Raw genomic sequence first — 23,522 nt, 5'->3', positions numbered from 1 at the left:
GAGACGCCACTTCCATGCAAGTTGATCTTTTTACCCAGGTGATCGTGCCTGTGATCGGAGGGTTGGGCATCTTCATGCTCGGCCTCGAATTTATGGCCAACGGCATTCAGGCCCTGGCCGTGACCAAGATGCGCAACCTGCTGGCGCGCATTGCGGGCACCCCGGCCAAGGGCGTGCTCGCCGGCACGCTGATCACCGGCGTCATCCAGTCCTCCACGGCGATGACGGTGATGGTCGTCGGCTTAGTGAATGCGGGGGTGGTCGGGTTACGCCCGGCGATCAGCGTGATCATGGGCGCCAATATCGGCACAACCCTAGGCAACGGGCTGATCGCCCTGCCGCTGGGCCCGCTAGGTCTGCTGCTCGGCGGCGTCTTTGCCCTCGTCTACATCTTCGCCAAGTCGGACAAGGTGAAGAACATCGCGCTGGCCTGCATGGGCTTCGCGCTGATCTTTTACGGGTTGAACCTCATGACCGGCGGCCTGCGTCCGCTGCGCAGCATGCCTGAGGTGATGTCGGCCATTTCCGGCTTGAACGCTCAGACCTTCGGCGGCCTGCTGGCCTGCGTGGTGACCGCCGCGCTGATCACGGCGCTCATCCACTCTTCCTCCGCCACCATCGGCATCGTCATGGGGCTGGGCGCCTCGGGTGTGCTGGACTGGCAGACGGCTGTGGCCTTCTCCCTCGGTGCCGACCTCGGCACCACCATCACCTCCTGGATGGCGTCGCTGAACCTGTCGCGCAACGCCAAGCGCGCGGCTTACGCTCACATTTCCTTCAACATCATCGGCGTTGCCGTAACCATCCCGCTCTTCTTCCTCTCCATGGATGTGCTGCGCTTCGCCATGGGCTGGTTCGGCGGCGACCCCGGCGTGCCTGTCATGACGAACGGGCGCGAGACCTACCCGCTCGTGCCGGTCGCGATCGGCGTCTACTCGACCTTCTTCAACATCTTCAACGTTATCCTCCTCTATCCCTTCATCGGCGTGTTCGAGCGCGTGCTGTCGCGCATCGGCCGCGACGCCTCGGAGGATGTGGAGGACTATTCCACGCCGAAATACCTGTCCGCCGAGGCCCGGGGCGACCTCTCTCGGGCGCTGCCCGCCGTGCAGCAGGAGCTCGCGCGGCACGTTCAGGCCAGCACGCTGTTCATCGATACGGCGCGTGGCGTGCCCACTGCCCCGCGCCTGCCGGCGGAGCATCACACGGCGCTTGATCTCCTCAACCGGGACACGCGGTCCTTCGCGGCCTCGCTCTTCACCCAGAACCTTGCCCCCGGCCAGGCCGAGCTGGTGGCCAGCCTGATCGAGGAAGCGGACGTCGCCGCCAATCTGAGCGACATGTTGCATCAAGTGGCCCGGCGCATCCTGCGGGAGGAGTTCTCGCCCGAAGCCAAGCCGGTGGTGGATGGTCTCTTGGATGGGATCAGCCGCAACCTCGCCACGGTGCTGCCGTCAGGCCAGGGCCCCGTGGCCCGGGCAGATAGCGAGGGCGCAGCCCTGCTAGCCACCCTGCGGGAGCGGACGCTCGCCCTGAGCGTTGCCGTGCCGCCGGGCGAGCGGGGCGCGATCCTTGCCCTGCTCGGCAGTGCGGAGCGGGTGTTCCAAGCAACGGAGCGGCTGGACGGAGAGCGCCGTTCCGTGCCCCGGGCGGTGGTCCTGTCCACCTCGCCGGTTCTGCAGGCGCCCGGACTGGGGTTTCAGCCACTCCCGGCCGAGTGAGGCGGAAGACGGTATTGCCCAGGAAATGCCTGGGGCGATACCGCCCATCCGTTGCATCGGAGACCCGGCCCGACTTTGGTGCTCAGCTTGCAGGCGCGGTTGACCTTCTCATCCAGCGGCCGAGCATGCGGCGGTCAACTGACCGCCGCGCCGTGGACCGGCGGTCAGGGCGTCGAGGCGGTCACCTCGGCCACCGCCTCGCTGCGCGGCGTCATGCGATTCCAGGCATCGAGGGCAGCGATTTTATAGGCCTCGGCGAGGGTCGGGTAGTTGAACGTGTTGTCGATGAAGTAGTCCAGAGTGCCGCCGAGGTTCAGCACAGCCTGGCCGATATGGACCAGTTCGGTCGCACCCTCACCCACGATGTGCACGCCCAGCAGCCGCCGCGTCTCCATGGAAAAGATCATCTTCAGAAGGCCGCCGTTCAGCCCCATGATGTGCCCGCGCGAGGTCTCCCGGAATCGCGCGATGCCGCACTCATAGGGCGTGCCGGTGCGGCGCACCTCCTCCTCGGTCAGCCCCACTGTGGAGATCTCGGGCACGGAGTAGATGCCGTAAGGGAAGAAGGCCGGTGCAGGCGGCAGGGGCTGGCCGCAGGCGTGGCAGGCGGCGATGCGGCCCTGCTCCAGCGAGGTGGAGGCAAGGCTGGGAAAGCCGATCACGTCCCCGGTGGCGTAGATATGCGGCACCGCGGTCTGGAAGGTCTGCGGATTCACCGTCAGGCGGCCTCGCGCATCGGATTCCAGGCCGCAGGCGGTGAGGTTGATCGTGTCGGTGGCGCCGACGCGGCCGGCGGTGAAGAGCAGCATCTCGGACCGCACGCGTCGGCCACCCTCCAGGATCGCCACGGGCTGGCCACCTTCGAACTGGATGGCCTCTACCTTCGACCCCAGGCGGAAGTTCAGGCCACGGTCGCGCAATTGGTGCACGAAGTCGTCCACCAGCTCGCGATCGATGAAGTCGAGAAGGCTGCTTCGTGGCTCCACCAACGTCACGCGGACATCGAGGGCAGAGAAGATAGTGGCGTACTCCACCCCGATGACGCCAGCGCCGACCACGGTCAAGGACCGCGGCAGCGTCTTGATCTCCACAAGCTCGTCACTGTCGAGCACCGTCTCGCCGTTAAATGGGATGTGCGCCGGGCGCAGCGGACGGGTGCCTACAGCCAGCACGATGCGGGCCGCCTCCACCACCCGGCTCTCTCCGGCCTCGACCTGCACCTCGATCCGGTGTGGGTCCACAAAGCTGGCCAGGCCGCGCACCACATCCACGCGGTTCCGGGCGAACTGGTGATCGAGCGTTTCGACCTCATGCTCCAGGGTCTTGTGTAGCCGGGCCATCAGGTCGCCCGCCTCGATATCCTTCTTCACGCGGTAGGCAAGCCCGTAGAAGCCGCGCTCCCGCCAGCCGGTTAGGTTCAGCACGGTCTCGCGGAGTGTCTTTGAGGGAATGGTGCCGGTGTGGACCGACACGCCACCCACACGCCGTCCCTTCTCGATAACCAGCACTGAGCAGCCCAGCTTGGCGGCCTGAACGGCGGCCCGTCGCCCAGAGGGACCGCTCCCGACAACGACGAGATCGTATCGTACCATGCCCGTGAGCCCTGTCCCTTTTGACCACGGTAGGCAGGCCAGGGAGGTGGGGCGGCTGTCAAGCTGGCGGTTCCGAGCTGGGCGCCAGCGTCATCGAAGCTTCTCTCGATCAGCCTGTTGCTACCACCGCCAGCAGTGCGCCTAGATAGCTAAAGGTCTGGGACGTAAACGCGCTTCCAGTTCAGCCAACCCACAATCAGGTAAGGCTAGGGAACAAACGCTGGTTGGAACGGATAGATCGGAAGCAGTTCGTGTTGGCGGTATGAACGCTACACTGACCGGCCCCCCACAACCGCTAGTCGCTGGCCGGAGTGACAGGGGCTCGGGTACCTGCGCAGCGCCAACGACATGGGGGCTCATCATGCAGGTTGTCGAGACTAGGACGCTTGGCGCGTCGCGGCTTCAGATTGCGGAACATAGCTGCACCGGGTGGACGGTAACAGTGTTCCCGCCGAACGAAGCACCCCTTGTCTACCGGTCCGAGTATGCGGGTGATCTGCCGAAGCTGGTCGAGCGAGCGGAGGCCAAGGCGGCGACCTACGAGGGAGGCGAGAGCTCAATGCGTGGCAGCTGACGTGCTTGGTCCTTAACCAGCTGGCGGTATTAACGTCCCCCTGCTCGCGGCACGCAAGTCACACCACCATGCATTCCACCCTCAGCGTGCAAACAGTCTGCCACTATAGGAAAGCCGCCATTGTGAAGCGCGACTTGGGCGTGAGGGATCACCAGCAGTACTTGAGTTTTGCAGTCTAGAGTAGGCAGAGGGAAAGGCACGGAGGCGGTGATTGCCTCCGCGACAGCTGCTGTGTCCTTTGTCGGTACTCCGCCTAGGACAGTTCGAAGCCATGCTCGTTTTTCAGCGGCTCACGATTGCTTGGACAACGAAGCTTCACGGAACCCACACCGGCCCGGCACGACTGGCCGGCTAAGCCTTTCCCCTTGCTTCGGGTACCCGTCGGCAGAATGCCGGCCGGCCCGCAGACCGGGGAGAGGCCAGAATGGCGCAGACCGAATTCCGCGTGGCGACCTTCAACGCGTCGCTGAATCGCAACGCCGAGGGGCAGCTCGTCGCCGACCTCTCCACCCCCGACAACCTCCAGGCCCGCACCGTCGCCGAAATCGTCCAGCGCGCCGCGCCCGACATCCTGCTCATCAACGAGTTTGACTATGTCTCCGGCAACCAGGCGCTCAACCTGTTCCGCGACAACTACCTCGCGGTCGGCCAGAATACGCTCAACCTCGCCAGTGGCGGCGGCCAGGCGATCGACTACGGCTACGCCTTCACCGCACCGTCCAACACCGGCATCGCCTCCGGCTTCGACCTGAACAACAACGGCGTCACCGTCATCACCCCCGGCGCCGCAGGCTACGGCGACGACGCCCTCGGCTTCGGCAGCTACGCCGGCCAGTACGGCATGGCGATCTATTCCAAGTACGAGATCGTCTACGAGGACATCCGCACCTTCCAAACCTTCCTTTGGAAGGACATGCCCGGCCCCCGCCTGCCGGACGACGTCTCCACCACCGCACTCGGCGACTTCTACTCGCCCGAGGAACTCGCGATGCTCCGTCTCTCCTCCAAGAGCCACTGGGACATCCCCGTGCGCATCGATGGCGAGATCCTGCACGTCATTGTCGCCCACCCCACCCCGCCGACCTTCGACGGCTCGGAAGACCGCAACGGTCTACGCAACGCCGACGAGATCCGCCTCATCTCGGACTACGTCACCCCCGGCCGCGGCGACTACATCTATGACGATAAGGGCAACACCGGCGGCCTCGAGGCCGGCGCCCGCTTCGTCATCATGGGCGACATGAACGCCGACCCGAATGACGGCGATAGCGTGGGTTCTGCCGCTCTTCAGCTTCTCGAGAACCCCGTCATCGACGCGAGCCTCACACCCATTTCCGCCGGCGCCGCCGAGGCCGCCGCCGCTCAGGGCGGCGCCAACAACAGCCACACCGACAACCCGAACCAGGACACCGCCGACTTCGCGGACAACGCCCCCGGCAATCTCCGCGCCGACTACGTCCTGCCCTCCGCCGCCGGCCTTACCCCCGTGGCGGGTCAGGTTTTCTGGCCCGGTGCCGCAGACCCGCTCTTCCCACTCGCCGGCAACTACAGCCCCAGCCTGCCGCCCAACGGCTTTCCCGCCTCCGACCACCGCCTCGTCTCGGTGGACCTGCAGTTGGACCCGGAGTTCGACACGTTGACCGGCGACGCCCCCACGATCATTGCCCATCGCGGCGCCAGCGGCACCCGCCCCGAGCACACGCTGGAAGCCTATGAGGAGGCCATCCGCCTCGGTGCCAAGGTGATCGAGCCCGACCTCGTGCTGACGAAGGACGGCGTGCTGGTGGACCGCCACGAGCCGCTGCTGAGTGGCACCACCGATATCGCCGACCACCCGGAGTTTGCCGATCGCCGCGTGACGAAGGTGCTGGAGGGCGAGACCGTCACCGATTGGTGGGTGGAGGACTTCACTCTCGCCGAGCTGAAGACCCTCTACGCCCGCGAGCGCATCCCGCAGCTCCGCCCGGACAATGCCGAGTACAACGACCAGTTCCGCATCCCGACGCTCGAGGAGGTGATCAACCTCGTCAAGCAGGTGGAGGCCGAAACGGGCGTGAAGATCAGCATCATCCCCGAGACCAAGCACCCCACCTATTTCGAGTACAATGGCGTCTACGCCGACGGCATCCGCATCGGCGTCGACACCAGCCAGCTGCTGGTCGACACGCTGCTGGAGAACGGCTTCACCGACCCCACCCGCGTCTCCATCCAGTCCTTCGAGATGGCGAACCTCATCGAGCTGCAGACGAAGATCATGCCCGCCGCCGGCATCGATGTGCCGCTGGTGCAGCTGATGTACAACAACTACTCGCCCGACATTGCCTTCCACCTGGACCCGGACAATGATGCCCTCGGCGCCGACCCCTCGCTGTTCGACGGCTTCGATCCCCCCCTCATAGCTACGACTGTGGCGGAAAAGGGCGGCGGCGGCCTCTACTCGGCCGAGGCGATCAAGGCCATGGCCGACCTCTATGCGGACGTCATCAGCCCCTACAAGGAGGACGTCTTCGCCAGCACGCCTCTCACGACGCCCGTGGACTACGACGGCGACGGCGTCCCGCTCATCGCCGCCCAGCTGACGGGTGCGGAGATGGACATAGTGAAGTGGGCCCATGACGCCGGCATCGAGGCAGTGATCTACACTCTGCGCGACGAAGAGTATTTCTCTTTCCTCAACCCTGACGGCACGGTGCAGCGCCCCGTCGAGGAGTACCTGAAGGTCATCGCATCCGGCTTTGACGGCCTCTTCACCGACTTCCCCGGTACCGGCGTCGCGATCGTCGACCAGCTCCGCGCCGGCGACGGCGCAATCTCCGTTCCGGGCTCCATTTCGACCGCCGGTGGCGAGCCACGCGGCAACGACATCGTGGTGCTCGAGACCGCGGGCCTCACCGCCGCCAAGGGCAGCGCCGGCACCGACACTGCCATCTATGCCGGCGAGGGCCGCCTCACCCTCGCCGCCACGGTCGAGAACGCCGAGCTACGCGGCGCCTCCGATGCCGACGTTATCGGCAACGCGCTGGACAACAAGCTGATCGGTGGCGGCGGCGACAACCGGCTCATTGGTGGGGCCGGGGACGACCAAATGGTCGGCGGTGCCGGCGATGACGCCTACGACGTCAACTCCGCCGGGGACGTGGTGGTCGAGCTTGCGGGTGAGGGATCCGACCGCGTCACGGCTTCCATCAGCTACACGCTGACCGACAACGTCGAGAAGCTGATCATGGAGGGCACGGCGGTGGAGGGCATGGGCAATGCGCTCGGTAACCGCATCCTTGGCAACGCGCAGGACAACATCCTCTCGGGTCTCGCCGGGAACGACACGCTTCACGGCAACGGCGGTGACGACCTGCTGATGGGCGGCACGGGCGTGAACCACCTGTTTGGTGGCGAGGGTGCGGACCGCTTCCGCTTCGACGCGCCGGGCGGCCAGGGCAACCTGACCCGCGTGATGGACTTCGTCGGTGGCGAGGACCGGATCGAGCTGGACGGCGATGTTTTCGCGGCGCTGTCGGGTTCCGGCCCGATCGCGGCCGGGGAGTTCGCGGCCGGGCGCGTGGCGACCACGGCGGACCAGCACGTCCTCTACGACCAGGCTTCCGGCACCCTGCTTTACGATGCGGATGGTGCGGGTGGGGCCGCCGCGATCCGTATCGGCACGCTGGTGACCGGCACAGCGCTGGCCGCTCAAGATGTCTGGGTGGTCTGACAGCTTCGTCAGGTCGCAAACGGATCCACATGCACGGAGATGGTAGTCCGTGAGGTGGCGCGGCCAGGCTTTCATCCTTGGAAGCGCCTGGCCGCCAACTCAGCGTATGTTCCAGAGAGCTGGCCTAGTAGGGTAAGGGGTGTTCATGACCGACCAACGGTCGTTGGTGGGTGTTGAACAGGTGTTTCGCAGCGAGGTCATCATTGCTCCGCTGTGGAGGTGGGATCTAGCGACGCCTGCCCGTGCATCTCTGCTTGGACTGCGGCGTTACTATCTCTTCCCTCAAAGGTAGCTGTCCGATGCGCGGCCTTGCTGTCGTGACCACGCTAGCGCTGGTTTGTTACGGGGCTCAGGCACAGGATGCGCAGCACGCGCCGGCAGGTGTGACCACCATGGAGAACGTGCAGTCCTACGTTGGATATATACGAATGACAGCCATGGCACGGTCCTGCGGTCTTAGAACGGCGGAGTGGGAGAAGGCGCGCCAGGTTAGCTTGACGGACTTGATTACCCGCGCCGTCAGTAGGGCTCCGTCTAATGGAGAATCTCTCGATGGCGCGTCACTCGCTGCAGCCGCTTCCATCGCCGCTGCCCAGGAGGCTAGTTCTCCGTCTCCGGCAGCATGTGAAGCCTTGAAAGCAGTGGTCGACGAATTCGATGCTTCGCTGCCGCAGAGTCCGGCGACACAGCGCTGAGGGGCCGACGGAATGACGAGGGCTTCACGCCGTTTTCCACGACACACGCTCGTCCTGCCTGTCGAACCGCCGCGCATACCCATCCCGCCGCCCGACCTTCTCCCGCTTTGCCGGCGTACCCCGGACTATTTTGTCCAGCAGCTGCCCGACCGGTACCGTCAACTTGCTGGCCCGAGGGACCGTGGTGCATGGATTGGGCGTGAGTCCGAGGTAGGGTAGGATGGGGCTGGAGCGTCCCGATGACCGACGGGGGACACGGCCCTTGCCCTTCAAAGTGAACAAGGACCGGCGCCACCGGATCCCGCGGCAGCGGCATCGGGCGACGAACTGGGCGGAGTATGAGGCAGGCCTGCGCGCTCGTGGCAGCTTGACGGTTTGGTTCACCGAGGAAGCCATCGAGGGCTGGCGGGCGGCGCCCCGGACCACCCGCGGCGGGCAGCCAACTTATTCGGACCTGGCGATTGCTACGGCGCTGACACTGCGTGCCGTGTTCCATCTGGCACTGCGCCAGACAGAGGGCCTGATCGCTTCGGTCGTGGGACTGCTTGGCCTGGACCTCGCCGTGCCCGACCGCTCAACCTTGAGCCGCCGGGCGGAGACGCTCAAGGTGTCGCGGCCACGCGGCGGGCAAGCGCCCCTGCACCTGCTGGTCGACAGCACGGGACTAAAACTCTGCGGGCCGGGCGAGTGGCTGACAGAGAAGCACGGGACACGACGGCGCCGGTCGTGGCGCAAACTGCACCTTGCTACTGACGCCGACACGGGGCGGATCGTCGCGTCGGTGCTGACGGGCCACGATGCCGATGATGGTGGACAAGTCGGCCCGCTACTTGAGGGATTGGACGGACCTGTAGCGTCCGTCACCGCTGATGGAGCTCATGACCGCGACGATGTCCATGCCGAGGTCACGGCCCGTCACCCCAGGGCAAAGATCATTGTACCGCCTCGATCGAGTGCCGTGCCAAGCGCGTCGGCTGAGACTGCCCCAACAGCGCGAGACCGCCACCTGCAGACCATCGCCGAGTGCGGCCGCATGGGCTGGCGGAGAGCGTCTGGCTACAACTGGCGTGCCCTGGTCGAGGCCGACGTATCGCGCTGGAAGCGCGTCATCGGTGACGGCCTGCGCTCGCAAACGGACGGATGCCAAGCGACCGAGGTGGCCATCGCCGCCGAGGTACTGAACCGCATGTTGGATCTTGGTCGTCCGGAGTACGTGCGCATCACCTGACCGTCAGGGCTCCTGGGACAGATGCATCCAACGCTCTGATCGATGCAACAAGGTCGTTTGGATGCCCTCCGGCGCATCGCCGAGCTGCTCAAGCAGCACTCGACCGCATTGGCGCTGGAGCACTGCATGCCACAGTCCCCGGCGCATGCACCTGACCGTGCGCTCCGTCTACGAACAGCCTATGTGAGCACCCTCGTCGCCGGACTCTAACTGGCGCGGGATGGGGTGGTCACACTCGAGCAGGTGAAGCCGTTCGGACCAGTCACAGTCATGCCTGAGAGTGCCGGCATGTGCTCGATGAGCAGCGGTGGCGTTTGGGGCCGAAACTTCGAATCCCCTCGCCCGCAGCGGTAGGAGCTGGGCGCGAACCTTCTCTGGGGCTGTGGAGGGGAGTTTAAACGCAGCAGCCTTTCTCCGCTCGCGGCGCCCTCGCAATCAAGCTGCCGGCAAAACGCCCGAGCGTTGGCCCACCGGTCGGGTCCCCTTGATCGTCGTCCGGTGAAGCGTCCGGGCCTGATCTGGCGGGTCCGCAGGTGCGACGAGAAGCGCGCTCAGCAAGCCGCCGAGACGGGCGAGGATGCGCCTGACCCCTCCAGGCGCGAGGCGGGCGCGTGCCACGCCGAGTTCCGGTTGCTGTCGGGCGCCGCTCAACCGCGCGCCTGGAGATCGCGGATGTCCCGGAAGCCGCGCTCGATGCGGCCCTGAGCCTCTGCGCCGGTCTGGAAGATGGCATTGCCGCCGTCCTGCGCAACGCGGACGAAGTCCGGCGTGCGCACGGCCTCGGCAAGGGCCTCGCGCAGCCTGGAGAGGATGGCGGGGGCGACCCCCGATGGCACGAACAGGCCCTGCCAGTTGCGGAAGTCGAACTCCGTCAGCCCGATGTCGCCGAAGCTCGGGACATCGGGCAGTTCCTCGAAGCGCGTCGGGCCGGTTCCGATCAGCGGGATCAGCGCGCCGGATTGCAGGTGCTCGCGGACGAGGTTGATGTCGAACATGGTGAACTTCACCTCACCCGAGAGGACCGCGGCCATGCGAGGTCCACCGCCCTGGTAGACCACCTCCAGGAACTCCAGCCCGTAGCGACGCCGCATCGCCTCGGCGGCCATGGAAGCGGCAGCGCCGGACCCGGAGGACGCGAATGGGAGGGGCTGCGCGTTCTTCCGGGCCGCTTCCACGAAAGTTTCGAAATCACGGGCGCCGAGCGAGCTGTGCGCGACGAAGAGACCGGCACTCTCCTGGACGATGCCGACGGGTGTGAAGTCCTTGAGCGTGTCGAAGCGCGCATTGGCCGCGTTGCTGGCCACACTGCCGATAACGGCGGTGTTGTTGGCCAGCAGGAGGGTGTAACCGTCCGGGCGCGCGCGGCTCACCTGCTCCGCGCCGATCAGCCCGCCGGCGCCGCCCCTGTTCTCGATCACGACGGGCTGCCCGAGAATGCGGCCCAGCGCATCGGCCAGGGGGCGGCCATACCGGTCCACCTGGCCGCCCGGGGGCCAGGGGATCACGACGCGCAGGGGCCGCTGTGGCCAGGGTTCCTGTGCGTGTGCGGCGCCCGCGATCAGGCCGAGCGCCGATGCGGAGAACGCGCGGCGGCCCATCAGGAACGGAACCAGTCGAGCCATCCGGATCCCCATCGTCTGTTCAGGCCGCGTCTTGCAGCCATGCTGTTATATTTCCGGGGTGATGCGTTCGGAATGGAATGGCATTCCAAAGATCGGCGAAGGTGGAGAAGCTGCGTCCCCTTTCTGGCGACGACGGGAGAAGATCTCATTCTTGCGGTCATCGCGGCCGACCCGTCCGGGCCGGCATGGCGGGCGCGCAGCTTGACGGGCCCGCGGTCGGGATGTTCTTCGCCGGCGAGGTTGAGACATCGGCGAGGACGGACGACATTGATCAAGGATGAGAGCGCCGGCACGGCTCGGGCATCCGGCGATCCTCGCCCGCGCCAGATGAGCCTCGGGCTGTTCGCCCAGATGGCGGGGCACCATGTTGCGGGCTGGCGGCACCCCGACGCCCAGGCGGGCGGCGAGAATCTGGCCCTCGTCCAGCACGTCGCCCGCACCGCGGAGCGCGGCACCTTCGATCTGTTCTTCCTGGCGGACGGGTTGACGACCGGGGCGGACGCTCATCCCTCCACGGTAGCGCGGTTGGAGCCGCTGACGCTGCTCGCGGCCCTCGCCATGGTCACGACCCATATCGGCCTGGCCGCCACGGCCTCGACCACCTATGGCGAGCCCTTCCACACCGCGCGTGTCTTTGCCTCGCTCGATCACGTAAGCGGCGGCCGTGCGGCCTGGAACGCCGTCACGACCTCCTATGCCCGCTCGGCCGCGAACTTCTCGCGCGGAGAGCACCCGTCGCATGACGAGCGCTACGCCATCGCGGAGGAGTATCTCACCGTCGTCCGCGGCCTCTGGGACAGCTTCGAGGACGGAGCAGTCCTGAAGGACAAGGCGGCGAACGTCTATGTGGACCCCGCGCGGCTCCATGCGCTGAACCACAAGGGGCGGTACTTCTCGGTGAAGGGTCCGCTGAACGTCTCGCGCCCGCCGCAGGGGCATCCGGTGGTCATCCAGGCCGGCTCCTCCGAGCCCGGGCAGGAACTGGCCGCGCGCACGGCGGATGTGGTCTTTACCGCGCAGCAGACGCTGGAGGAGGGCCGCGAGTTCTATCGCAGCGTGAAGGAGCGGATGCTGCGGCATGGGCGAGACCCCGCGAGCCTGCTCATCATGCCTGGCGTGTGCCCTGTCCTCGGCCGGACGGAGGAGGAGGCCCGCGCGCTCTATGCACAGCTCCAGGGCTGGATCGACCCGGCGGCAGCGCTTGCGCTGCTCTCGGATCGGCTGGGCCACGATGTCTCGGCCCTTCCGCTTGACGAGCCGCTTCCGGACCTGCCTGAATCCGACCAGCTCCGCTCCCGTGCGAAGTTGCTGACGGACCTTGCACGGCGCGAGCGGATGACGTTGCGCGACCTGTACTACCTCGTTGCCGGCGCGCGTGGCCACCGCATCGTCTGGGGTACGCCCGAGCAGGTCGCGGACGCGCTGGAGGAGTGGTTCACGGGCGGTGCTGCGGACGGCTTCAACATCATGCCTCCCTTCTTCCCCGGCCAGTTCGATGACTTCGTCGATCTCGTCGTGCCGATCCTGCGCCGGCGCGGTCTTTTCCGCGAGCGCTACGAGGGGGTGATGCTGCGGGATCATCTCGGCCTCGCCCGGCCGGAGAGCCGCTTCGCGCGAGTGGCGGCGGGCGCGTAGTCTGATCGTCCTTGCGGGCTCGCTCGCGCCGCTACCCTGCCGCGCGCCCGCGACAGCGCCTCGTGATCTTGCACCGGGATGACATTGCTGTCGGGACATGCATCGGGAGCATGTCCCTTTTTCTACCCGCAGGATCTTTAGAAAACGCCTCTGTTTCCTCGCGGCGGGCACGCAACTAGCCTGCTGCCATGAAGATAAGGTTTTGCGGCGCACGGACGAGCGGACTGCACGGCACTGCGCCGTGTCGAGTTCCGCGCACGCAACAACCGGTCTGACGCGGAACCCGCGAGTAACATCCCGGCCCATCGCCGAGCTAATGAGGATCCACCTATGACGACGTCCCGCTCCGGGCGGCGCGCGATGCTGCGCACCGCCGGTCTGCTCGGTGCTGCCCTGCCCCTTGGCGGAATGGCAGCCTACCCCCGCATCGCGTCGCGCGAGGCCGGGTTGCCCTCCGGCTTCGATGCCTCCGCCATCTGCCGCGTCAGCACCGGATCCCCGGCGGCCGCGGCCCCGGGCGAGCGGCGCGAGCTGAAGCTGACCTGGAACGCGAACGCGGTCTGCACCGTCGGTGTTCCCGTCGCCGAGCAGACCGGCATCTTCGATCGGCACAACTTGAAGGTGGAGCTGATCAACTTCGGCGGCACCACGGACCAGCTGCTGGAAGCGATCGCGACGGGCAAGGCGGATGCCGGGGTCGGCATGGCGCTGCGCTGGCTGAAGCCGTTGGAGAGCGGATTCGACGTAAAGTTCACCAGCGCGATCCATGGCGGGTGCCTGCGCCTCTTCTCGGCACCGAATTCCGCCTTCACAACCTTGGAGAGCCTGCGCGGCCAGACGATCGGCGTGCCGGACATGGCGGGGCCGGACAAGAACTTCTTCTCAATCCTCCTGGCGCAGAAGGGCGTCGACCCGACGCGGGACGTTACCTGGCGCCAGTTCCCGGCAGACCTGCTGGGCGCAGCATTGCAGCGCGGGGAGGTGCAGGCCTTCTCGCTCAGCGACCCGCTAGGCTACGTGATCCAGAAGCGCGACAGGCTGCACGAGATCTCCAACAATCTCACCGGAGAGTGGGCGAACCGCGCCTGCTGCGTGCTGGGGGTGCGGGGCAACCTGATCCGCCGTGACCGGCCCGCCGCCCGCGCCCTGACCGCCGCGTTGCTAGAGGCGCAGGACTGGGTGGTGGCGAACCCTGCCGAGGCCGCGCGCATCTTCGCCCCCTATGCGCGGGCGCCCGTCGCGGATCTCGAGGACATGATCCGTGCCCACACGCATCACCACCATCCCGTGGGCGCCGGCCTCCGCTGGGAGATCGCGCGCTACACGGAGGAACTTAAGCTGGTGCAGGTCATGCGCCCGAACACCGACCCGACGCGCTTCTCCGAGCGCGTCTTCGCGGACGTGCTGTCGTGAGTGCGACCGCGGAGGCGGGGCTCGTCCCTGCCGCGCGGGAGGCGCGGCCCTGGCGCGCCTGGGGGGGCGGCGCCCTGGCCGGCCTGGCCTGGCTGGCGGCCGCGGTCGTCATCCTCGCTTGGCCTGACTCGGACGAGTACGGGCTCACGGAGCTGCTCGGCGGCGCTGCGGCGGTGCTGGGCATCGTGTTCCTTGCCGCGGGGCTGGCCGGCGCGCCCGGGCCCCTTGGGCGGTTGCGGCCCGCCGGGCCCTGGCTCGTCGCCCTTGCCGCGGGCCTCGTCGCCTGGGAACTGGTGACCGCGAAGCTGGACATCCTGCCGCGGCCCTTCTTCGTCGCGCCCCAGGCCCTGCTCGAGGTCTTCACGGACGACTACGCGAAGCTTGGCGAAAGCGTGCTGCACTCGGTGCTGCTGCTGCTGCCCGGCTATCTCCTCGGGGCCGCCGTCGGCTTCGTGGTGGGGGTGGCAATGGGGTGGTCGCGTCAGGTCGGCTACTGGGCGCAACCAGTGCTGCGGCTGATCGGGCCGCTGCCCGCAACGGCCTGGCTGCCGATCGCCTTCTTCGCCTTCTCGACCAGCCGACAGGCCAGCACCTTCCTCATCGCGCTGGCGAGCTTCTTCCCGGTCGCCGTCCTCACCTGGTCCGGCGTCGCCTCCGTGTCGGGCAGCTTCTACGACGTGGCGCGCACCATGGGTGCGAAGCCCTGGTTCCTGATCCGCAAGGTGGCCGTCCCGGCGGCCCTGCCCTCGGTCTTCGTCGGGCTCTTCATGGGGCTCGGCGCCTCCTTCTCGGTTCTCGTCGTGGCGGAGATGATGGGGGTAAAGGCGGGGCTCGGCTTCTACATGCAGTGGTCCCAGGGCTGGGCGGCCTATCCCAACGTCTATGCCGCGCTGCTGGTGATGGCGGCGATGTGCACCGGCCTCGTCACGCTGCTGTTCCGTGTGCGGGACTGGAAGCTTGCCTGGCAGAAGGGGGTGGTGCGGTGGTGAACCCGATCGAGCTGCGCCTGCGCGGCATCCATCACGCCTTCGCCTTCAAGGGGCAGGACCTGCCGGTGCTGGAGGACGTGGACCTGGATGTCCGTCCCGGCGGCTCCGTCGCGCTGCTCGGGCCGTCGGGCTGTGGAAAATCCACCCTGCTCCGGCTGGTGGCGGGGCTGGAGCCGCCGCGGCGCGGCACGCTGGAGGCCGATGGGATGCCGATCACCGGCCCCGATCCCTCCCGCGTGCTGATGTTCCAGGACCCCACCCTCTATCCCTGGCGCAGCGTGCGCGCCAATGCCGCGCTGGGGCTTGAGGCCCGCGGTCTGCTGAAGACCGAGGGCGCGAGGGTGGAGGAGGCGCTGCGCCTCGTCGGCCTGCACGAGTTCGCCGAGGCCCTTCCGCACCAGCTCTCGGGCGGCATGGCGCAGCGGGCGGCGCTGGCCCGCGCGCTGGTGAACCGCCCGGGCCTGCTGTTGCTAGACGAGCCGCTGGGCAAGCTGGACAGCCTCACCCGCCTGCGCATGCAGGAGGAGCTGGTCTCGCTCTGGCAGCGGGAGGGCTTCACCACCCTGCTCGTGACGCATGACGTGGAGGAGGCGCTCCTGATGTCGGAGCGCGTCCTCGTCTTCTCACCGCGTCCCGCCCGGGTAGTGACGGAGATCACCGTGAACCGACCCTTCCCGCGCCACCGGGACGACCCGCATCTCGTCGCGCTCCGGCGCGAGGTGCTCGACACGCTCGGCCTGCGCCAGGCCGCCTGAGGGGTATGCGATGAGCCAGAAGCCCGAAACCCTCGCCGTGCATGCCGGATGGCGCGCAGACCCGGCAACCGGCGCGGTGGCCGTGCCGATCTACCAAACCACCTCCTACCAGTTCCCCAGCTCGGATCACGCGCGGGACCTGTTCAGCCTTGAGAAGCTCGGCTTCACCTACACGCGCACCGGCAATCCGACGACGGACGTGTTGGAGAAGCGCGTTGCGGCGCTGGAGGGTGGCGTCGGCGCCCTGGCGCTGGCGTCGGGTCAGGCAGCCTCTGCCTTTTCAGTCCTCGCCCTCGCACGGGCAGGGGACAACATCGTCTCCTCCACGGACCTCTACGGCGGCACCTGGAATCTTTTTGCCAACACGCTCGCCCAGCGGGGCGTGGAGGTGCGTTTCGCCGATCCGACAGATCCCGCAAACTTCCGGGCCGCCACCGATGAGCGCACGCGCGCCTATTACGCCGAGACCCTGCCCAACCCGAAGCTGATCGCCTTCCCGATTACCGAAGTGGCAGAGATCGGGCGGGAGCACGGCATCCCGCTGATCGTCGACAACACCGCGGCACCCCTGCTTGCCCGTCCGCTTGCGCTCGGTGCAGCCATCGTCGTGCACTCGGCCACCAAGTACATCGGCGGCCACGGCACCTCCATTGGCGGCATCATCGTGGAAGGCGGCAACTTCGACTGGGCGGCATGGAAGGAGCGCCAGCCCGCCCTCAACACACCGGATCCGAGCTACCACGGCGCGATCTGGACGGAGGTGGCGCAGCGCCACGGCATCGGTGCCTATGTTGCCCTGGTGCGAAGCACGGTGCAGAGGGACCTCGGCGCCCCGATTTCGCCTTTCAACGCCTTCCAGCTTCTGCAGGGTCTGGAGACGCTGCCGCTGCGGATCGAACGGCAGGTGAGCAACGCGACCGCCGTGGCGGCGTGGCTCGCCCGCCATGCGCTCGTCACGCGCGTCATCCACCCGTCGCTGCAGACCGGCGAGGCAAGGGCACGGGCGGACCGGGTTCTCACCGGCGGCCCCGGCGCGCTGGTCGGGTTCGAGCTGGCAGGCGGCGCGGGGGATGGTGCGCGCTTCATCGACGCGCTGAGGCTGTTCTACCATGTGGCCAATATCGGCGACGCCCGCAGTCTGGCGATCCACCCCGCCACCACCACGCACAGCCAGCTCACGTCCGAGGAGCAGGCCGCGAGCGGCGTGACGCCCGGTTATGTGCGCCTTTCTATCGGCATCGAGCATATCGACGACATCCTGGCGGACCTCTCGCAGGCGCTGGACGCGATCCGCCTGCCCGCCGCCGCCTGAGGAGCAGACCATGAACGAACTCGCCCTTCCCCTCATCGACCTGCGCCGGCTAGACGGGGCGCCGGAGGACCGCGCCGCATTCCTGCGGCACCTTCGCGCCACCGCCCGGGACGTCGGCTTCTTTTACCTGGCCGGCCATGGCATCCCGGATGCCGAGGGCACGGCCGTGCTGAGGACCGCCCGCCGCTTCTTCGAGCTGCCCGAGGCCGACAAGCTGGCCGTGCAGATGGTCCACTCCCCGCATTTCCGCGGCTATAACCGCGCGGGCCAGGAGCTGACGCGCGGCCGGCCGGATTGGCGCGAGCAGTTCGACATCCATGCCGAGCGCGAAGCGCTGCCGATCGCGCCGGGCTCGCCGCCCTGGTCCCGCCTCCAGGGCCCGAACCAGTGGCCGAAGACGCTGCCGGACCTGCGCCCGGCCCTGCTGAACTGGCAGGCGGCGCTGACCGGGGTGGCGACCCGCCTGCTGCGTGCCTTCGCCAAGTCGCTGGAGCAGCCTCCGGACGCCTTCGATGGCATCGTGCAGGGCACCCCGAACCAGACCATGAAGATCATCCGCTATCCCGGCCAGGAGGGCCCGCGCGACGATCAGGGGGTGGGCGCGCACAAGGACAGCGGCCTGCTCACCTTCGTCCTGCAGGACAGCCGACGCGGCCTGCAGGTGCAGCGAGAGGACGGGCGGTGGGTGGATGCGGTCCCCGTGCCAGGCACCTTCGTGGTGAACATCGGGGAGCTGCTGGAACTCGCCTCCAACGGCTACCTGCGCGCTACCATTCACCGCGTGGTGAGCCCGCCGCCGGGGGAGGATCGCATCTCCGTCGCCTTCTTCCTCGGCGCGCGGCTGGACGCGGAGGTGCCGTTGCTGAATCTGCCCCCGCAGCTCGCGGCCGAGGCGAAGGGGCCGGCGAGCGACCCGGAGAACCCGCTCTTCCGCTCCGTCGGGCAGAACTACCTGAAGGGAAGGCTCCGATCGCACCCCGATGTGGCGCAGCGCTGGCACGCGGATCTGCTGGTGCCGGCCGGGGCGCCCATCCCGGCCTGACCTCGGCGCGCCGGGGCTTTGCCGCGGCATCCGGAGACGCCACGGCGCGGCTTCAGCGATGGGCGGCGTAGGCCTCCGAATTGGGCGGGACGCCAATGGCGCTGTTGATCCGGTTGCTGAAGTTGAAGTACGCGGCGATGGCCGCCGCATCCAGGATCTCCGCCTCCGCCAGCCCAGCCGCGCGCAGCCGGTCCAGATCGGCCCGCTCGATCGCGCCCGGGGTGCGGGTGATGGCCAGCGCGTAATCGGCTAGCGCCCGCTCTCGCGGAGACAGCGGTGCGTGGCGGTGGTTCACCTGCACGCGCTCGACCCAGAAGGCATCGCCGGTGATGCCGCGCAGTGCGGAGGCGTGGCCGAGCACGCAGGGCTCGCAGCGGTTCTCGCTGCTCACCACCAGCGCGATCAGCTCCCGCTCCTTCGGCGACAGGGTGCTGGCCGGGTTCGCGTTCACGGCGCGGCTGAGCGCGTCCTGCGCCAGCAGCAGCTCCGGCCGCGGCAGCAGGGCCGCCTGGCCGCTGCGGACATAGCCGAGCTTCTCCCTGGTGCGGTCCAGCACGGCCTGCACCACCTCGGACGGGCTGGCGGCTGGCAGGTCAAGCCAGGACGGAGCGGGCGCATGCGGCCCGGCCGCAGGAATGGCGCCGGTCATCGATTCCTCTCTCTATCCCTGAAGGCTGCGGGCGAAGCGCAGGTCCAGCCCGGGCCGGACATCCACGCGCTGGCGGAGCAGGCCGAATTCCACTGCCTCGTCCGCTGCGCGCTGGAATTCGGCGACGATCGCCTCGTCCAGCACCCCGGGTACGGCGCGCTCGATGCCGTAGGCCCGTTCCAGCACCGGCACCGGCAGCCGCGTCAGCTCGGCGTTGTAGCGGGCATACTCGGCGATGTGGCCATCCGCCCAGCGCCAGCCGTCCCGGAAGCGGCGGAGGAGGTCGGCCAGGATTGGCTCCTTCTCCCGGATCGCCCGCTCATGCGCCGCGACGAACATGATGGAAGGAGTCAGCCCCCTGCCGTCCAGAACCGTGCGCGCGCCGAAGTCCAGCACCTCGAGCGAGATGTAGGGCTCCCAAATCGCCCAGGCATCGACGGCCCCGGAGCGGAAGGCGAGGGAGGCGTCCGCGGGCGGGAGGAAGTTGATGGTGGCATCGCCCGGCGCGATCCCCTCGCGCTTCAGCGCGGCGCGGATGAGGAACTGGCCCCAGCCACCGCGGTTCCCCGCGATGCGCTTGCCCCGCAGGTCGGCGGGGCTGCGGATGGGGCCGTCCCCTCCCACCAGGATGCCCTGCCCGGCGGGCGACGGACGCGCCACGCCGATGGCCTTCACCGGCGCCCCGGAGGCCTGGACGGTGAGGAAAGCCAGGTCTCCCTGGTATCCCAGGTCAAGCGCCCCGGCATTCAGCGCCTCCAGCAGTGGCGCTGCGGCTGGAAACTCGCTCCACTCGATGCGGTAGGGCAGATCATGCAGCACGCCCGATGCCTCCAGGAGAGAGCGGAGGCCGCCCTTCTGGTTGCCGATGCGGAGCACGCCGGCGGGCTGGGCGCGCAGCAGGGCAGGGGCAGCCAGAAGCGCAGAGCCGGCGGTGAGGATGAGACGTCGCGTTGTCACGGCCTCAGCCCTCCGCACCGCTGAAGGAGGTGTCGATGCCCTCCGCCACGTTGAAGCGGCGGGAGACGATGCCGTAGCCGACGCAGCGGTCCACCGCCTCCTGGAACTCGGCTAGCAGGGCGGCGTCAATCGGCACCGCCTTCACATCGCTCACCTCGTAGGCGCGCTCGATCACCGGCACGGGCTGGCGGATCAGGGCGGCGGTGGTGCGGGCGTAGTCCTTCAGGTGATCCCGCGCCCATTCCCAGCCGATGCGGTTCCGCCGCACGAAGTCCTGCAGCTGCGGCCGCTTGTTCCGCAGCGCCGGTTCGCTGACGGCGAGAAGGCTGGCACTCGGCGTCAGGCCGCGCGCATCTGCCAGCACCCGGCTGCCGAAGTTCAGCACCTCGAGCGAGGTGAAGGGCTCCCAGACCGACCAGGCATCGATCGCGCCGGTGCGGTAGGCCAGGGCGGCATCGGCCGGCAGCAGCCAGGCGATGTTCACCTCACTCGGCTTCACCCCCGCTTGTTCGAGGATGCGGAACAGCGAGTAATGCGTCCAACCGCCCCGCGCGGCCGCCACGCGCTTGCCGCGCAGATCCGCCACGGTCCGGATCGGGCCATCCGCCTTCACCACGATGTTCTGGGAGGCGGCATCCGACCGCGTGGCGCCGATCGCTTTGATGGCCGCACCATTGGCGAAGACCGAGAAGAAGTTGAGGTCGCCCATTGAGCCGATATCGATCGCATCGGCGTTGAGCGCCTCCAGCAGGGGTTGGGCAGCCTGGAACTCGCTCCAGACCACGGGGTAGGGCAGGTCCTTCGCTTGGCCGGAGGCTTCCAACAGCGCCTGCAGCCCGCCGCGCTGGCTGCCCACCCGCAAGGCGGCGAGGCGGGGTTGCGCCTGGGCGGGCAGGGCGGTGGCGAGGAGGCCGGAGGCGGCCAGGATGGCTCGCCGGTTTATGCCGCTTGTCAAGGTGCGGATCCCTTTCATTCGGCCGCGTTGCGGAAGGCGACGGTGATGCGGCCGCGATCCTCCGCCTCGGCCAGCTCGCGCAGCAGCGGGATGAGTTCCTGGCCGTACTGCACCGTGTCGGGCAGCGGGTCCCAGCCGCGGAGGATGTAGTGGGAGACGCCATGGGCGCGGTAGCGCAGCATGGCGCGCGCAACCTGCTCCGCCGTGCCGACCAGGGCCGTGGAGTTACCACGGCCGCCGAGCACCCCGGCCATGGCGGTCCAGAGCCGCTCGTCCAGAACCTCGCAGCGCTGGGAGAGGCCGACGAGGCGCTGGGAGTTCGTTGCCCCGCTTGCGGGGATCAGCCCCGCGCCGCCCGCGACTTGCTGCTTGCGGAGGGCCCGCTCCCGGATATCCTGCGCCTTCTCCCAGGCCTGCTTCTCGGTGGCCGCGATGATCGGGCGGTTGGACCAGGAGAAGGCGATCTCCCGCCCAGGCGGGACCGCGGCGCGGACCCGGTCCAGCATGGCGGCCGTATCGGCCAGGGGCTCGCCGAACAGAGCATAGACATCGGCGTGGCGGCTGGCCACGCGCAGCGCTGAATCCGAGGCGCCGCCGAAGAAGATGGGCAGGTGCGGCGCCTGGACCGGCCGGACGTCGGACCACGCATCCTCGAAGCGGTAGAACTCGCCCTCGTGGCTGATGGGGCGGTCGGCCGTCCAGATGTTGCGGATGATGCCGAGGAACTCGTCCGTGCGGCGATAGCGCGCGGCATGGTCGGCATAGTCGCCGTCCTTGCGCTGGTCGGGATCGTCGCCGCCAGAGATGACGTGAAGCGCGAGGCGACCGCCCGTCAGGTTCTCCAGCGTGGCCAGCTTGCGCGCGGCGAGGGTGGGCGAGACGAAGCCTGGGCGGTGCGCGATGAGGAAGTGGATCCGCTTTGCCACCGCAGCGGCATGGGCGAGAACGAGAAACGTGTCCGCGGCATTGGTCCAGTAGCCCGCGAGCACGCGGTCGAACCCGCCATCCTCATGGGCGCGGGTGATCGCCTCGATGTGGTCGGGCTGGAATGCGGCACCGCTCGGCGGCTCGAGATCCGAGGTGGGGCGGGCCCAGATCATGCCCGTGATGTGCAGTGACATGCTGTATGACGTCCTTCTAGGGTCAGATGCCGTAGCTGGAGAGCAGGGCGCGGCCGGCGGCGAGATGGGCGGCGGCGTCGTTGGGGACGTGCACACGGGCGCAGAGCACGTCGCGCAGGTGCCGCTCCATCGGGTTGCTTCGCGAGAAGGCGTGATTGCCCGCCAGGGCCGCGGCGGCTTCGACCGCGCGCACGGCGTTCTCGGCAAGCACTGTCTTCAGGAGGAAGCTGTCCGCAAGGGAGGGCGGCGTGCCAACATCCGTCTCTGCTGCCGCAGAGGAGATCAGGCGCGCGTTGACGAGGAGGCGCGATTGGACTTCGCCGATCTTTTCCTGCATTCGGGGCAGGGTAGCGAGCGGGGCGCCAAGGCCGGTCGGGCGCCGTTTGGCAAGAAATCGCGCTGCCCAATTTCGCGCGGCCTGCGCGATGCCGGTGTAGACGGCGCCGAGACCCACGGCGTTCCACGCCGCCTGCTCCAGGTCGGGGTCGGCCCATTCCTCCGGCGATCGGAGGTCAACCGCATGGCCTGCTGGGACGATGACCTCCTCAAAGACGACGTCGTGGCTTCCGGTCGCCCGCATGCCCAGGTGGTTCCAGCTCTCCTCGATGCGCAAGCCGGATGCACGGGCGTTGACGAGAAGATAGCCAACGCGTGGGCGATCCTCCTCCGTGCGGGCCCAGACCTCCATCCACGTCAGGCCCGATGCGCCGGTAGCGTAGGTCTTGCGGCCGGTGAGGCTCCAAGAACCGTCCGGAAGGCGGCGGGCGACCGTGGCAGGCAGACCGCCGCGGGTGGGCGAACCCAGTTCCGGCTCCACGCGCAGAGCGTTGAGGAGCGCGCCCTCCCGCACGGCGTCGCGCGAGACACGCTCGCGTGCCGGCCTGGGCCAGCGCCTATCCCTCGCCAGGGCGCCATGCCTGTTGAGCTGCATGGCAAGAATAAGGGCCGTGGAGGCACAAGCCGCACCGGCCGATTGTAGAAGCTCGGCCGCGTGCGAGAGGCCTCCCCCTATGCCCCCGAAGCGACGTGGCACCGTCAGCGCGAGGAGGCCCGCGTCGTGGAGCTGCGCGATGCTCGCGTGCGGAAACCGCGCTTCCGCGTCGTGCGTGGCCGCCATGTTTGCGAGCGACGGCGGCACGGATAGAGGGTGACGGGCGGCGACACTGCCGCCTAGCTGCGTGGCGAGCTCCATCGGCGATCCGTTTTGTCGGTGCCCTGCCGCTGGACTACGCCGTGGCAGGTTTTTGTGGGGACTAGGGCGATGCGCGGCGACTACAATTGATAACGTCGGCGTAGATCGTGTGCGGCCTCATCATGGCGCGCAGCTTAGTGGCGCAGCGTCGGGGCCTGAACAGTTGTGTTTTCCAAAATGCCGCGGTCCCGGAGTTGGCCGGTACTGTGTCACCCTGCCTTCTTAGGACGGGAGTGCCCATTGGCGCTTATGCAGGCGCAAAGACGCCGCAGTGTCTGCTAGGCTCCCCCGCCGATCAGAGCGGGGCACACCAGCACGGAGAGGATCTGTCAGCTCTCGCGCCAGGCAAGAGCGGATTGGC

At 68.1% G+C, this 23,522-nt stretch carries 16 protein-coding genes; 9 read left to right on the top strand and 7 right to left on the bottom strand.

Going from position 1 to position 23,522, the window contains the following annotated elements; all coding sequences use genetic code 11:
* Positions 1–14 precede the first annotated feature (14 nt).
* Positions 15–1,721: a Na/Pi cotransporter family protein gene (locus ACVBD7_RS23910; protein ID WP_458098006.1), complete on the top strand. Its 1,707-nt coding sequence runs from the start codon at positions 15–17 to the stop codon at positions 1,719–1,721.
* 164 nt (positions 1,722–1,885) lie between these two features.
* Here the strand turns inward: ACVBD7_RS23910 and sthA are convergent, their stop codons facing one another.
* A complete protein-coding gene (sthA, locus tag ACVBD7_RS23905) occupies positions 1,886–3,313 on the bottom strand; it encodes a Si-specific NAD(P)(+) transhydrogenase (protein WP_458098005.1) in 1,428 nt (475 codons plus the stop codon).
* A gap of 998 nt (positions 3,314–4,311) precedes the next feature.
* Between sthA and ACVBD7_RS23900 the strand changes: the two genes are divergently transcribed.
* Both ACVBD7_RS23900 and ACVBD7_RS23895 read left to right on the top strand, forming a co-directional pair.
* Complete coding sequence (locus ACVBD7_RS23900) at positions 4,312–7,596, top strand: glycerophosphodiester phosphodiesterase family protein (protein ID WP_458098004.1); 3,285 nt, start codon at positions 4,312–4,314, stop codon at positions 7,594–7,596.
* A 957-nt stretch (positions 7,597–8,553) separates the two neighbouring features.
* Positions 8,554–9,519, top strand: a complete 966-nt coding sequence (locus ACVBD7_RS23895; RefSeq protein WP_458098003.1) for an IS5 family transposase — start codon at positions 8,554–8,556, stop codon at positions 9,517–9,519.
* Between the two features lie 647 nt (positions 9,520–10,166).
* On the opposite strand, the gene ACVBD7_RS23890 is transcribed toward ACVBD7_RS23895, so the two are convergent.
* On the bottom strand, positions 10,167–11,141 hold the full coding sequence (locus ACVBD7_RS23890; RefSeq protein WP_458098002.1) for a Bug family tripartite tricarboxylate transporter substrate binding protein: 975 nt from the start codon (positions 11,139–11,141) through the stop codon (positions 10,167–10,169).
* Between the two features lie 327 nt (positions 11,142–11,468).
* Between ACVBD7_RS23890 and ACVBD7_RS23885 the strand changes: the two genes are divergently transcribed.
* The 6 genes from ACVBD7_RS23885 to ACVBD7_RS23860 all read left to right on the top strand — a co-directional run bounded on the left by ACVBD7_RS23885 (position 11,469) and on the right by ACVBD7_RS23860 (position 18,287).
* Positions 11,469–12,776 carry an LLM class flavin-dependent oxidoreductase gene (locus ACVBD7_RS23885; RefSeq protein WP_458098370.1) on the top strand — a complete coding sequence of 436 codons (1,308 nt, stop codon included), beginning with the start codon at positions 11,469–11,471 and terminating at the stop codon, positions 12,774–12,776.
* 330 nt (positions 12,777–13,106) lie between these two features.
* Entirely contained in the window at positions 13,107–14,189 is a 1,083-nt protein-coding gene (locus ACVBD7_RS23880) for an ABC transporter substrate-binding protein (RefSeq protein ID WP_458098001.1), read from the top strand.
* Positions 14,186–15,178, top strand: coding sequence for an ABC transporter permease (locus ACVBD7_RS23875; RefSeq protein WP_458098000.1), 993 nt, complete (start codon positions 14,186–14,188; stop codon positions 15,176–15,178). The genes ACVBD7_RS23880 and ACVBD7_RS23875 overlap by 4 nt, the downstream gene beginning before the upstream one ends.
* Positions 15,172–15,933, top strand: a complete 762-nt coding sequence (locus tag ACVBD7_RS23870) for an ABC transporter ATP-binding protein (RefSeq protein ID WP_458097999.1) — start codon at positions 15,172–15,174, stop codon at positions 15,931–15,933. Before ACVBD7_RS23875 ends, ACVBD7_RS23870 begins: the two co-directional genes overlap by 7 nt.
* A gap of 10 nt (positions 15,934–15,943) precedes the next feature.
* Positions 15,944–17,245: an O-acetylhomoserine aminocarboxypropyltransferase/cysteine synthase family protein gene (locus tag ACVBD7_RS23865; RefSeq protein ID WP_458097998.1), complete on the top strand. Its 1,302-nt coding sequence runs from the start codon at positions 15,944–15,946 to the stop codon at positions 17,243–17,245.
* A gap of 10 nt (positions 17,246–17,255) precedes the next feature.
* Positions 17,256–18,287, top strand: a complete 1,032-nt coding sequence (locus ACVBD7_RS23860) for an isopenicillin N synthase family dioxygenase (RefSeq protein ID WP_458097997.1) — start codon at positions 17,256–17,258, stop codon at positions 18,285–18,287.
* A 52-nt stretch (positions 18,288–18,339) separates the two neighbouring features.
* Here ACVBD7_RS23860 and ACVBD7_RS23855 read toward each other — a convergent pair whose 3' ends face one another.
* From ACVBD7_RS23855 to ACVBD7_RS23835, 5 genes are read right to left on the bottom strand one after another with little or no spacing between them, the layout of a single operon-like run.
* Positions 18,340–18,936 carry a peroxidase-related enzyme gene (locus ACVBD7_RS23855; RefSeq protein ID WP_458097996.1) on the bottom strand — a complete coding sequence of 199 codons (597 nt, stop codon included), beginning with the start codon at positions 18,934–18,936 and terminating at the stop codon, positions 18,340–18,342.
* Positions 18,937–18,948: 12 nt separating this feature from the next.
* Complete coding sequence (locus ACVBD7_RS23850) at positions 18,949–19,893, bottom strand: ABC transporter substrate-binding protein (RefSeq protein WP_458097995.1); 945 nt, start codon at positions 19,891–19,893, stop codon at positions 18,949–18,951.
* Positions 19,894–19,897: 4 nt separating this feature from the next.
* Complete coding sequence (locus ACVBD7_RS23845) at positions 19,898–20,848, bottom strand: ABC transporter substrate-binding protein (protein ID WP_458097994.1); 951 nt, start codon at positions 20,846–20,848, stop codon at positions 19,898–19,900.
* A gap of 14 nt (positions 20,849–20,862) precedes the next feature.
* Positions 20,863–21,969, bottom strand: a complete 1,107-nt coding sequence (locus ACVBD7_RS23840; RefSeq protein WP_458097993.1) for an LLM class flavin-dependent oxidoreductase — start codon at positions 21,967–21,969, stop codon at positions 20,863–20,865.
* A gap of 22 nt (positions 21,970–21,991) precedes the next feature.
* On the bottom strand, positions 21,992–23,161 hold the full coding sequence (locus ACVBD7_RS23835; RefSeq protein WP_458097992.1) for an acyl-CoA dehydrogenase family protein: 1,170 nt from the start codon (positions 23,159–23,161) through the stop codon (positions 21,992–21,994).
* Between the last annotated feature and the right edge of the window lie 361 nt (positions 23,162–23,522).

This window comes from Roseomonas sp. WA12 (assembly GCF_054165765.1).
The sequence above is the reverse complement of the archived record's forward strand: the minus strand, read 5'-3'. Positions and strand labels throughout refer to the sequence as shown.

Excerpts from the sequence above, each read along its gene's own strand:
- ACVBD7_RS23910 (WP_458098006.1), top strand. The coding sequence starts at position 15 with ATGCAAGTTGATCTTTTTACCCAGGTGATCGTGCCTGTGATCGGAGGG.
- sthA (WP_458098005.1), bottom strand. The coding sequence starts at position 3,313 with ATGGTACGATACGATCTCGTCGTTGTCGGGAGCGGTCCCTCTGGGCGA.
- ACVBD7_RS23900 (WP_458098004.1), top strand. The coding sequence starts at position 4,312 with ATGGCGCAGACCGAATTCCGCGTGGCGACCTTCAACGCGTCGCTGAAT.
- ACVBD7_RS23890 (WP_458098002.1), bottom strand. The coding sequence starts at position 11,141 with ATGGCTCGACTGGTTCCGTTCCTGATGGGCCGCCGCGCGTTCTCCGCA.
- ACVBD7_RS23885 (WP_458098370.1), top strand. The coding sequence starts at position 11,469 with ATGAGCCTCGGGCTGTTCGCCCAGATGGCGGGGCACCATGTTGCGGGC.
- ACVBD7_RS23880 (WP_458098001.1), top strand. The coding sequence starts at position 13,107 with ATGACGACGTCCCGCTCCGGGCGGCGCGCGATGCTGCGCACCGCCGGT.
- ACVBD7_RS23865 (WP_458097998.1), top strand. The coding sequence starts at position 15,944 with ATGAGCCAGAAGCCCGAAACCCTCGCCGTGCATGCCGGATGGCGCGCA.
- ACVBD7_RS23860 (WP_458097997.1), top strand. The coding sequence starts at position 17,256 with ATGAACGAACTCGCCCTTCCCCTCATCGACCTGCGCCGGCTAGACGGG.
- ACVBD7_RS23855 (WP_458097996.1), bottom strand. The coding sequence starts at position 18,936 with ATGACCGGCGCCATTCCTGCGGCCGGGCCGCATGCGCCCGCTCCGTCC.
- ACVBD7_RS23840 (WP_458097993.1), bottom strand. The coding sequence starts at position 21,969 with ATGTCACTGCACATCACGGGCATGATCTGGGCCCGCCCCACCTCGGAT.
- ACVBD7_RS23835 (WP_458097992.1), bottom strand. The coding sequence starts at position 23,161 with ATGGAGCTCGCCACGCAGCTAGGCGGCAGTGTCGCCGCCCGTCACCCT.